Source organism: Metabacillus arenae, assembly GCF_014773385.1.
GTDB lineage: Bacteria > Bacillota > Bacilli > Bacillales > Bacillaceae > Metabacillus_D > Metabacillus_D arenae.
Genome location: NZ_JACXAI010000041.1, coordinates 1 through 11820, shown reverse-complemented (window position 1 = coordinate 11820; position 11820 = coordinate 1). Strand labels below are relative to the sequence as shown.

Annotated in this window: 9 protein-coding genes; all 9 read left to right on the top strand. The window is 35.3% G+C overall.

Features of this window, described 5'->3' with window-relative positions:
* The first annotated feature begins 6 nt into the window (after positions 1 to 6).
* The 9 genes from IC621_RS22655 (at position 7) to IC621_RS22615 (ending at position 11626) form a co-directional block, all read left to right on the top strand.
* The gene (locus IC621_RS22655) at positions 7 to 1347 is read left to right on the top strand and encodes a nucleotide sugar dehydrogenase (RefSeq protein ID WP_224752747.1); all 1341 of its coding nucleotides are present in this window, start codon (positions 7 to 9) and stop codon (positions 1345 to 1347) included.
* 245 nt (positions 1348 to 1592) lie between these two features.
* Entirely contained in the window at positions 1593 to 2723 is a 1131-nt protein-coding gene (locus IC621_RS22650) for a glycosyltransferase family 4 protein (protein ID WP_191161741.1), read from the top strand.
* 163 nt (positions 2724 to 2886) lie between these two features.
* A complete protein-coding gene (locus IC621_RS22645; RefSeq protein ID WP_191161739.1) occupies positions 2887 to 4128 on the top strand; it encodes a glycosyltransferase family 4 protein in 1242 nt (413 codons plus the stop codon).
* Positions 4125 to 5240, top strand: a complete 1116-nt coding sequence (locus IC621_RS22640; protein WP_191161737.1) for a DegT/DnrJ/EryC1/StrS family aminotransferase — start codon at positions 4125 to 4127, stop codon at positions 5238 to 5240. Before IC621_RS22645 ends, IC621_RS22640 begins: the two co-directional genes overlap by 4 nt.
* Before the next feature lie 17 nt (positions 5241 to 5257).
* Positions 5258 to 5971, top strand: a complete 714-nt coding sequence (locus IC621_RS22635) for an acyltransferase (protein WP_191161735.1) — start codon at positions 5258 to 5260, stop codon at positions 5969 to 5971.
* A gap of 258 nt (positions 5972 to 6229) precedes the next feature.
* Complete coding sequence (locus IC621_RS22630; protein WP_191161733.1) at positions 6230 to 7687, top strand: O-antigen ligase family protein; 1458 nt, start codon at positions 6230 to 6232, stop codon at positions 7685 to 7687.
* Between the two features lie 2 nt (positions 7688 to 7689).
* Positions 7690 to 8349, top strand: a complete 660-nt coding sequence (locus tag IC621_RS22625) for a GumC domain-containing protein (protein WP_191161731.1) — start codon at positions 7690 to 7692, stop codon at positions 8347 to 8349.
* A gap of 177 nt (positions 8350 to 8526) precedes the next feature.
* Positions 8527 to 9438 (top strand): NAD-dependent epimerase/dehydratase family protein, encoded by a 912-nt coding sequence (locus IC621_RS22620; RefSeq protein ID WP_191161729.1) that lies wholly within the window; start codon positions 8527 to 8529, stop codon positions 9436 to 9438.
* Between the two features lie 592 nt (positions 9439 to 10030).
* Complete coding sequence (locus tag IC621_RS22615) at positions 10031 to 11626, top strand: hypothetical protein (RefSeq protein ID WP_191161727.1); 1596 nt, start codon at positions 10031 to 10033, stop codon at positions 11624 to 11626.
* Positions 11627 to 11820 lie beyond the last annotated feature (194 nt).

The window sequence follows — 11820 nt, the reverse complement described above, 5'->3', positions numbered from 1 at the left end:
CACAATATGATGTCATTTGATAAAGAGTTGAATCAAACAGCAAGGGCTTTATTAAATAAAATAGAATCAAAAACAGCTATTATTGGAGTAGTAGGACTTGGATATGTTGGACTTCCACTTGCAGTAGAGAAAGCAAAAGCAGGATATAAGGTAATTGGGTTTGATATTCAGCAAAAACGTGTAGACATGGTGAATGATGGTGTGAACTACATTGGAGATGTAGTGAATGAAGAATTATCAGAAATTACGTCTAAGAAATTACTGGAAGCAACTGTCGACTATTCAAGAATTGCAGAAGTTGATGCTGTGGCCATTTGTGTTCCAACTCCATTAGATACATATAAGCAGCCTGATACTTCATATGTTGAAAGCTCTGGTAAGGAAATTGCGAAGTACCTTCACGAGGGAATGTTAATTGTGTTAGAAAGTACCACTTATCCTGGTACAACAGAAGAGGTTTTAAAGCCGATTCTCGAAGCTACTAAATTAACATGCGGAGAAGACTTTTTCCTTGCTTACTCTCCAGAACGTGTTGATCCCGGTAACAAGCACTTTAATACTAAAAATACGCCAAAAGTCGTTGGCGGCATTACAGAAACATGTACAGCAATAGCAGGAGAACTTTATAAGCAGGTTCTAGAGGGGGATGTTCATCTTGTCACAAGTCCTGCAGTTGCTGAAATGGAAAAGATTCTAGAGAACACATTCCGCCATCTCAATATCGCATTAGCAAATGAAATGGCTATTTTGTGTGATAGAATGGGAATTGACGTTTGGGAGGTCGTTGATGCAGCTGCAACTAAACCTTATGGCTTTATGGCGTTCTACCCAGGACCTGGATTAGGCGGTCACTGTATTCCAATTGATCCTTTCTATTTAACATGGAAAGCGAGAGAATACAATTATCATACCAAATTGATTGAAATTGCAGGTGAAATTAATAATAGTATGCCTGATTTTGTTATCGATCGAAGTATGAAAATCTTAAATAAAGAAAAGAAAGCTTTAAACGGTTCAAAGGTTGTTGTTTTAGGTCTTTCCTATAAAAAGGATATAGATGATGTGCGTGAATCTCCTTCTCTAATAATCATAGAAGAGCTTGAAAAAGCTGGAGCAGAATGGATTCCAGTTGATCCTTTTGTGAAGGAATTTAAATTTAGAGGAGAGGCAGTAAAAACACACGATTTAACTTTAGAATTAATTCAATCTGCTGATCTTGTCCTAATCACCACTGACCACACTCCTTTTGACTATGAAATGATTGCTAAACATGCAGATGTCATTTTTGATACAAGAAATGCACTTAGGGATTATAAAGATTTGGCAGCAAAATATTATCGGCTTTAATATATGGCTGTCTTTGCAAACTTAGTTTCCCATTGAAACAGAGTCTATTACTTCGAGATTTAGGGTATCACTTGAAGTGAGAGGCGAGACTTGAAGCAATCGGCGACTAACCCGATTGCCTTTATTCAATAGGTCTGGTAAGTTAAAAGCAAAAATCACATAGAAAAGAGTCTAATAAATTGGCCGAATCTATTTTAGGTCAGATCTCCGTTTAATGATTTTAGAGAGAAAGAAGGAAGTTCTCTATGAAGATATGTCATCTCACATCTGTTCATCCTTCAGAAGATATTCGCATTTTGATTAAGGAATGTCAATCATTGGCTAAAGCAGGACATGATGTATCCTTAATTGTTGCAAATCACCCCTCCGATACAAAGTATGGGGTGAATATTATTGGGGTAAAAGCTGCCAGTCCTAACCGTTTTTTTAAAATGGTAAAGGGGCCTATAAGTGTATATAAGCAGGCATTGAAAGAGGATGCCGATGTCTACCATTTTCATGATCCCGAATTAATGCCAGTAGGACTGCTCCTTAAAAAGAATAGAAAAAAAGTAATCTACGATGTCCATGAGGATGTTCCTGAACAGGTTCTTTCAAAAGAATGGATACCCAAGCCTTTAAGGCGGCTAATTTCAAAGGTTGTTAAAGCGGTAGAAAAGTATTCCTCCCAGCGCTTTGATGCTGTGGTGGCGGCGACACCTACAATAGCAGGTCGTTTTCAAACATACAATTCTTCTACTGCTACAATACATAACTTCCCTATTTTAAATGAACTCCATAATGGGGCTGTGGAACAAGGGGAAAATCACAATTCGACTTCTGATGGTAATGTTCTTTATATAGGAGGCATCACAGCTTTAAGAGGCATTGAGGAAATGATGGAAGCTGTTGAAAAGATAAATGCACGAAGACCTGCAAGATTATTACTTGCTGGTAAGTTTGCTCCTGCCAGCTTAGAAGAGGCGATGAAAGAAAAACCAGGCTGGAAATATGTCAATCATTTAGGATGGTTATCAAGAGACCAGATCAAACGTTATTTAAGCAGCTCAGATGTTGGTCTAGTGCTGTTACACCCAGAGCCGCGGTATGTTGTTTCATATCCAATAAAATTGTTTGAATATATGTCTGCTGGACTGCCTGTAATTGCTTCAAACTTTCCTTTATGGAAGGAAATTGTAGAGGGAAATCAGTGCGGGAAATGTATCGACCCCCTTGATACTGATGCAGCTGCTGATGCTATTCAATGGTTTTTAGACAATCCTGAAGAAGCAAAGCAAATGGGGGAGAACGGCAGACGAGCAATTGAAGAAAAATACAATTGGGAAACAGAAAGTGAACATTTGATTGAGCTATATGACCATTTATCTCACACTTAACGGGTGAGTAAAGCCCCTGAACTTCAAGCTCTAGATTAAACAATTAGGGTAAGCGGGGATAACTGCCCGTAAAGGTCCGATTAGTGCGGGCTGACCATGAGTGGAAAAAACCCTACTCATCGAAGTTTCACTTTATAATTGATCTAATAAGGTGGTAGGAACCTTGAAGATTTGGATTTTAAATCATGTTGCATTAAAGCCTACTGATATTGGTATTACAAGACATTATGATTTGTCAAAATATATGATAAAAAATGGTCATGAAGTCACGATATTTGCAAGCAGTTTTTTAGCCTATTTATTTAAATGGCGGGATCCTGCCAAGAAAAATTATAGTGAAGATGTAAATGGTGTCACGTTTGAATGGGTGTGGACGCTTCCTTATAAAGGAAATGGAGTAAAAAGAGTATTTAATATGCTGAGCTACTTTTTCACCTCGCTTTGGAGAGGTTTTAGAAAGAAAGAAAAACCCGATGTAGTTGTCGGTTCATCTGTTCATCTTTTTGCATGTTTAGCAGGTTATTTTTTAAGCCGCATTAAAAAGGCAACCTACATTGTTGAAATTCGCGATCTTTGGCCAAAAACCTTAATCGACTTTGGAGCAATAAGTAAAAGGCACCCTGCTGCAATCATGTTTGGAATGATTGAACGTTTTGTTTATAAAAAAGCGGACCGAATTATTGTTACATTACCTGGTGCTCCTGGATATATCGAGAGCTTAGGAAATGATCCAAATAAAATCTATTATATTCCCAATGGTATTGATATAGATAAAATAGAAGAGTTGAATAATCGTTCTACATTAGAAAATGAAATAAGTAATATTAAGAGAAAACACAAGAAGATCGCGATGTATGTCGGATCTCATGGAATAGCGAATTCACTATATACGATTGTTGAAAGTGCTAAGTATATGAACGCAAGCGATATGGCTTATGTTTTTGTAGGGGATGGACCTGAAAGGGAAAATCTAATAAATGCTGCAAAAGAGTATGAAAATGTTTATTTTTTTGAAGGTGTGCCTAAAGATGAGGTATTAGCCACTTTATCGATAGCCGATGTAGTAATGGTGTCCATGCTTGATACAGCACTTTATAAATATGGGATTAGTTTAAATAAATTAAATGATTATTTACTAGTAGGAAAACCCATTTTATTTGCAGGAAATGTTTCCAATAATATCGTTGACCTTGCAAAAGCTGGACAAACTGTTCCGCCTGAAAATCCGTCTTTATTCGCAGAAGGCTTAATCAGCCTTTTAAATTTGACTGATGAAGAAAAGTCGGCAATTAAAGAGTCAAGCTTTGAATATCTTCAGGAAAATCATAATATTGAAAAGCTTTCAGATAAATTTGTCTCAGTATGCAGCTTACAAAAATTCGTTGAAAAGGGGAATCTAAGGTGAAAGTACCTATGTTGGATCTTACTGAACAGTATCAAGCCTTAAAATCAGATATAAATCAAGCTTTGGAGGAAGTAATGTCATCCGCTAGATTTATTTTAGGTGACAATGTTAAGAGGCTTGAGAAATCTATTGCTGAATATAGCCATGTCAAGTATGGAGTAGGAGTAGGAAATGGCAGTGACGCCATCCACATTTCTCTTGTTGCATGCGGAGTAGAGCCAGGAGACGAAGTAATTTGTCCAGCCTTCACTTTCTTTGCTACTGCAGGTGCAGTTGCTAGAATTGGAGCTGTTCCTGTATTTGTTGATATTGAAGAAAAAACGTATAATCTTGATCCATCAAAAATTGAAGCGGCGATTACTCCTAAAACGAAAGCCATTATACCTGTTCACCTATACGGTCAAATGGCTGACATGGATAAAATAGCAGAAATAGCTAATAAACATAATCTCGCAATTGTGGAAGATGCTGCCCAGGCTATCGGTTCTGAATATAAGGGGAAAAAGGCAGGGGAATTAGGAACGACTGCAACATACAGCTTTTTTCCAACAAAAAACTTGGGTGCATATGGTGACGGCGGAATGATCGTTACGAATAACGCAGAAATTGCTGAGACAATGAGTGTTATCCGTGTTCACGGAAGCAAACCAAAATACTTTCATCACATACTGGGCTACAACAGCCGCTTAGATGAACTGCAGGCAGCTATTTTAAATGTGAAGTTCCCTTATTTAAATGATTGGAGCAAACAACGCATCGACCGTGCAGAGACGTATACGAAGCTGATTAAAGACCAGCTTGGTGATTTAGTTGTAACACCGTTTGTAGAAGAACACAATTACCATATTTTCCATCAGTACACAATACGTGTACCGAAAAGAGACGAGCTGCAAGCCTTTTTGAAGGATCAGGGTGTGGCCACTATGATCTACTACCCTAAATCACTTCACCTGCAGCCAGTATTTGCTGAGCTTGGCTATAAAGAAGGAGATCTGCCTGTAACGGAAAAAGCTACAGAAGAGGTGTTGTCTCTCCCGATATTCCCTGAATTGAAATTAGAGCAGCAGGAATATGTAGTTTCTAAAATAAAAGAATTCTATTCAACTAATTAAGGAAAGGCTGTTAGCTCATGAACCCTGCTTCTAGCGGAGAAAATGTCGTCATCATGGATAATGTAACATTTGGTGAAAATGTTACGTTAGGGAACAATGTTATTATTTATGAAGGAACGATCATCGGTGATAATGTTATCATTCAAGATCAAGTAGTCATTGGCAAGCAGCCAACTCGTGCAAAAAACTCCATTTTACCTGAGGTTAAGAAATTACCTCATGCAGTCATTGGAGCTGGCTGTACGATCGGTACTTCTTCTATCATCTATGCGAACGCGAAGCTAGGGGAAGAAGTATTTGTTGCAGACCTGGCTACAATTCGAGAACGGGTAGAAATCGGCATGCGAACCATTGTTGGACGAGGAGTTGCTGTAGAAAACGACTGTAAAATCGGCGAAAAGTGTAAGCTGGAGACGAATTGCTATATTACAGCCTATTCGAATCTTGGTGATTATGTATTTGTAGCACCAGGTGTCATTACTACAAATGACAACTATATGGCGAGATCGAAGGAAAGATATGATAAGTTTAAAGGCATAACAATAAAAGACGGAGGAAGAATAGGTGCGAATTCTACTATTCTGCCTGGTAAAGTGATAGCAGAGGATGCTGCTGTAGGAGCAGGCAGTGTCGTGACTAAGGATGTTAACAAGGAAGAATTAGTCGTTGGTTCTCCCGCTAAAAAGCTTAGAAATGTACCTGAAGCACAGTTATTAAGAAATCAAGAGTAAAAATAAAGACATGATCTGTTAGATTTATCTGATTTTCAATCAATCTTCAGGTGAAACAACGAAGATAGGTGGGGATAAAAGCCTCTGAGGATCAGAAAAAAATGAAGACTAAAAAACGCCGCCTCCTGTCGCAGCGTCTATGTGACCTGCATTCTGTGGGCTCTCGCTTCCAGCAGCGGGGATAAAACCCCTGCTGCTGGAGCTACAAATTATTTACTTCATACTTTAAGTAAATATCCTCCCAGAGGTGTTCTTAAGATGATTAAACTTTTCTTACATAATAAAATGACTCAATTAATTGCGGGAGTCTTATTGAGCTTTATTTTGTTTTTATATTTAAGATATTTAAGTGAATTTCCGCTTCTGGCAGCTGCAGGTATTATTATAATTAGCACTGGTATTTTGATAATAATTAAATATATTAAGTTTTTTTGGATAAAATCTTCTATTCGAAAAATTCTTCTAAGTTTATTATTATCTACCGCTTTCTTAAGTGGGGGTATTACTTTAGCCGTTCTTCCGGGATTTAGTTTATTTCCATATCGACTATTTTTATTGATACTAACACTTGTTTATCTTATTCAATGGCTGAAAAGGGATATACTTTGGTGGAAGGATATAAAGGTAAAGCCAATTATTGCTTTCTTCTTTTTATGGTTTTTATATTCCTTAGTGTCGTTATCCTGGTCTGCTTCATTGTCTGAAGGAGTAAAGGATATCACCTACTTAGTGGTAGGAATTTCTTTCACTTACTATGTGGTTTCCATTTATAATGAGAAAAGAAATTATGTAGAATTCTTTTTTATTTGGATCATCATGACCTTTGCTTTAATAGGATTAGGTTTTCTCAATCATTTCTTGGAAAAACATTTGCCTATTTCAAGAATAAATTATGCATACAGCTACCAGCAGGATATTCCAACAGCAGTATTTGTAAATGAGAATGACTTTGCAAGCTTTTTAGCTATTGCAATTTTCTTTTTAGTATCTCTTTGCCATAACCATCCTTATAAAATTTTAAAATTTTTTGGGGTGATAGGCATTTTATGCAGTCTCTTGTTAATTGTCTTAACAGAATCAAGAGCTAACTATATTTCTGTTGCTATTGGCTTTGCCTTCTGGTATTTATTTATGATAAACCTCAAGCTTAGAGTTAAGCTTACAATTTTAGGGTCTTTAGCAGTTGTCCCTATCATTCTGTTTTTCTCAAACAGAATTATCCCTATTGTACAGTCAGTAGCGGTTCAAGTTGTTTCTTTATTTGTACCAAACGAGGCAAGCAGATCTGTTGATATTCGAACCAATCTATTAAAGAATATTATAGTCTATATTGAAGACAGCTTTGGCTTCGGAGTTGGTTCAGGAAATGCCGAGTTTTACATAGAGAATAATCAAATATATGATACACATGGTGATTACAATGTGCATAATTGGTGGGCAGAGATTTTCGTAAACTATGGAATGTTCATTTTTTTCTTATATGTGATCATGCTTGTTTATTTGTTTGTTAAGCTATTTCGCTATAATATGAGAGAATCTGATTGGCAGCTAAAAATGATTACGGAAGCTTTGTTATGCGGATTAATTGTTTTTCTTTTCGCCTCAATAAGTCCCAACTCATTTATGGCTCTAACTTATAACTGGATTTTTGTTGCATTTCTAATTGGGGTAGTACAGTTTTATAAAAAAAGCAGGGTAAAACAAGAGGTGACCTAAGCATGAAAGAGATTTTTAATCGAATGTTAGAGAGAACTAAAAAGCTGCTTGTATTTTTAGTAATCCTTCCTGTGTTAACAGGTTCAATTGCCTTTTTCTTTGAATTGCAGAGACCGACGACGTATACAGCTGAAGCAAAACTGGAATTAGGAAACTTTCAGAATGACCGGTTAACAAATCCAGAACTTCTTAAAGAAATAATGACTTCTGATACATATTTAGGTAACGTTATAAATGAACATAACCTGGAGGCTGGGGTAGAGGAAATTCAATCAAATCTTTTATATGAAGTGGATAATAACAAAATTATCACTTTATCATATAAAGGACAAAATCAAGAAACTGCAGAAAAGGTTTTAGATGGTGTAATTTCAACTTTTTTAGAAGAAAGCAACGATGTTTTTGAAGCTAAGGAAAAATTGTATGAAGAAGATCTTAAGGAAGTTGCAAAAATTGAAACGGAATATGAAAAAGTAGCAAAAGCAGAATTATTGACCAAATTAAAAAATGAAAATATTGATATTCAAGAAACTTATATTTTGAACCCAATCGATACAACTTCTTCCTATCAAAATCCAGCAAAAAGAGCAGTCTTTGGTGTCATTATTGGTTTAATGGTAAGTTCACTTTTTGTCGTATTACCAGAAGTAATGAGGAAGTGAAAACAGGGGTTCTGACAGCTTTGAAGGTGAATGATGATGTCATGCCCTCTCCTCCTGAGCTGTCATTATCAAACCCTTTCATAAAAGGATAGCTTGAGTGCAGCATTGTTTGCTTATATAGTAACGATATATAATAAAGGTTAAAAGTATATTACTTAATATAAAGGTTGGATCATAATGAATGTTTTAATTACAGGCGGAGCAGGTTTTATTGGCACATATGTAAGAGATCTTTTCCATAAGGAAGGACATACTCTATATATTCTTGATAATTTATCTACAGGCAATGAAATGAATATTAACCAAGAGGATGTATTTTTGAAAGGTGATCTCTTAGATCGGCATTCACTAAAGATGCTCGAGCCTTATCAAATCGATATTATCATCCACCTTGCAGCGCAAATAAGTGTCCCTTTATCAGTTGAAAATCCAATAGAGGATATGAAGGTGAATATTGAAGGTACATTAAATTTACTGGAGTTTGCTAAGAATAATGGAGTGAAAAAGTTTATTTTTGCTTCTTCAGCTGCGGTTTATGGAAATACAGTTAATGTTCCGATTCGGGAAGAGCAGGAATTGAACCCAGATTCCCCATATGGGATATCCAAAATGGCTGGTGAGCATTATGTAAAAACCCTTTGCCAAGAGAACATGATCGACTATGTGATTCTAAGATTTGCAAATGTTTTTGGTCCAAAACAATCCGAGGAGGGTGAAGGGGGAGTAATAAAAATATTTGCTGATCAGCTAACAAAAAATGAGTCACCATTTATTTATGGAGATGGAGATCAAACAAGAGATTTTATCTATGTTGAAGATGTTGCCAGGGCCCTGACCTATTCCATAGCTGCTGAAAGTGGAATTTATAATTTATCTACTAATACGGAAACAAATATAAACGAAGTGTTTCGTATGATCTCAACAGCCATGAATTTGCCAGCAGTAACCCCGAAATATCTTCCGGCAAGAAAAGGAGACATCTACAGAAGCAGCTTGGAAAATCAGAAATTTATAGATGCAACCGGCTGGAATCCAATTTATACTGTGAAAAATGCAATAGAAAAAATGATAGGAGAGATGAGGGAATAAATATTCAATGAAAAAATCCCTTTTTCAATAAGAATAAGATGAATCCTCTATCATCAATGGGGGTTCTTTATTCCCCTGAGGGTTAGATGAGACCAGCAGGATATGGGTCACACCGACGCAAATTTAGGGACGCTTTAAGTCGTACTCCTTTACCTTGTCCATTTCCCCACGTATCCTCCACAAAGCCATAAGATTTTACTCCCATGAAAATAAAAGAACATTTTATCAGTATTGGTGAAAAATAACTCCGTAAGAGCGGGACAAATAATCTTCCCAAAACCAGCCTCTAACCTATAAGGTGTAGTTTTTCCTCAACACAAGGTGAAAGTAGTCAATTCTTGTCCACAACCTAGGTTGTTCATGGACTGGATGGAGTTTTTTTAGTTCGAACGTCTCGAATGAATTTAATCAATGGAGAAAAGACTGGAAAACTATTAAGGCAGTTGTGAGTTAGTTTATTGGAAACGTTGTACGTTTAACAGGAAAATAAATGGTAAAAAATCTTCAAGAAATTAGAAATAAATTATAGTCAAAATGGAAAATTTGGTATAAAATTAAATTCTTGATTATTATTTAGAGGGAGATTTTTGTCGTGAGTCAAAAGTTGCAAGAATTCATAAAAACGATAGAAAATAAGAGTTTATTAATCATTTTGTCTTTGTACTCTATCACATTCGGTTTGTTAGTTACGAATAATGGGTTGTTTTGGGACGATTGGACTGTACATAATGTAGAAAATAAAGGACTAGAGCAACAATTTGGAGAGAATGGATATTTAACCTTTCTATGGTTGTTAAAAGCACTAAACAGTTTATTTGGCAATGAGGTTACGGCACTTAGGATTATTACATTTTTAAGTTATTTATTTTCTGCAATTTTTCTATACTTTGTTTTAAAAAAGATTAAAGAGATAGATAGCTGGTCTAGATTATTCATTGTATTAATTTTCATGCTTTTCCCTGTGAATTTTGCAAGAGTCAGCATTGTAAATGCAAATCATGCCATGAACTATTTCTTTTTCTTTTTTGGCTTTCTCCTGCTGATGAAATACCTTAGTAATAAAAGGATTATTACTAGAATTATCTCTCTTTCATTGTTTTTTCTTTCTTTTTTTACGCCATCATTCTTAGTGATTTATTTAACAATTGTTTTTTATATTTTTCATTGTGAAAAAGTAAACATTTTAAATATAAGGCAAGCTTCAGTCACGGTATTGAAATATATAGATTTTATTTTATTGCCTATCATCTATTGGATCATTAAAAAAGTATTTATAAAAACGACAGGACATTATGCTAATTACAATGAATTATCACTTGAAAATTTTATGAACCTGCCAAGCGAGCTAATAAGAGCTTTTAAGTACTCTTATATTGAACCAATTTTAATATCAATCCCAAAATCAGTCCTATGGGGAATATTCTTCTCCATTATTTGGCTGGTATTATTCTTTGTTTTTAAAAAAAGCTTGAACGTTTTTAAGGAAAAAATAAACGTGAAAGTTGATGTCATTTTCTTTCTATTAGGCTTTGTTTTCTTTGTGCTTGGGGTATTTGCCTATGCAGCTGTTGGAAAAACACCTAGTCCCGAGAATTGGAATAGCAGGCAGCAACTATTAGTACCTTTAGGTGCAAGTTTTATCACATATTTTTTAGTTAGGCTTATAGCTTATCTCCTTAACCTTGGAAATAATTTTAGAAATATAATTTTTACCCTATTTTTAGCGCTTTTTATCACTTCAAATATTAGTATTTATTTCGATTATCATAGAGATTGGATGAAGCAGTTATCCATAATGGAGAATTTTAAGGATAGTTCTATTATTCAAAATAATACGACATTTGTTTTTGATGATAATACTGCTTATTTAAATACACTTAATAGAAACTATCGTTTTTATGAATATACAGGGCTATTTGAAAAAACATTTCATGAAGAAACCAGAATAGGAGTAAGTGATCCACAAAGTTTAAAATCGCGAAGCTTTCGAAGTATCTTTAAGTATGAGTTTGTTAATGTTGGGGGCTATACTCTTACAGAGCCGCAATATACAGTTCATATTAATCGTGGAAACTATGAATTAAGTATAATGGGTACGATAAATTTATTTTTTAATAAAGTTTTTAATAAAGAACAGTTTAATGAAGATTTGAAAAATGTTATTGATTTACAATATTCTAAAATGTAAAGGTATAGTCTTAGCCCCTTAATCACAAAGTGACTTCTTAACTTCTCATCAATTTATGAGGAGAACTAAGGGGTTTTTTTACTGAATGGGAACCTGATATAGACTGCACCCCTTAAAGTAGATGTTGAAAAACCCACAGTTTGGCAATATTGAATTAAGGGGTGATTTTTTATGGCGAAAAAAGGACAGAAGTT

Excerpts from the sequence above, each read along its gene's own strand:
- IC621_RS22655 (WP_224752747.1), top strand. The coding sequence starts at position 7 with ATGATGTCATTTGATAAAGAGTTGAATCAAACAGCAAGGGCTTTATTA.
- IC621_RS22650 (WP_191161741.1), top strand. The coding sequence starts at position 1,593 with ATGAAGATATGTCATCTCACATCTGTTCATCCTTCAGAAGATATTCGC.
- IC621_RS22635 (WP_191161735.1), top strand. The coding sequence starts at position 5,258 with ATGAACCCTGCTTCTAGCGGAGAAAATGTCGTCATCATGGATAATGTA.
- IC621_RS22630 (WP_191161733.1), top strand. The coding sequence starts at position 6,230 with ATGATTAAACTTTTCTTACATAATAAAATGACTCAATTAATTGCGGGA.
- IC621_RS22625 (WP_191161731.1), top strand. The coding sequence starts at position 7,690 with ATGAAAGAGATTTTTAATCGAATGTTAGAGAGAACTAAAAAGCTGCTT.
- IC621_RS22620 (WP_191161729.1), top strand. The coding sequence starts at position 8,527 with ATGAATGTTTTAATTACAGGCGGAGCAGGTTTTATTGGCACATATGTA.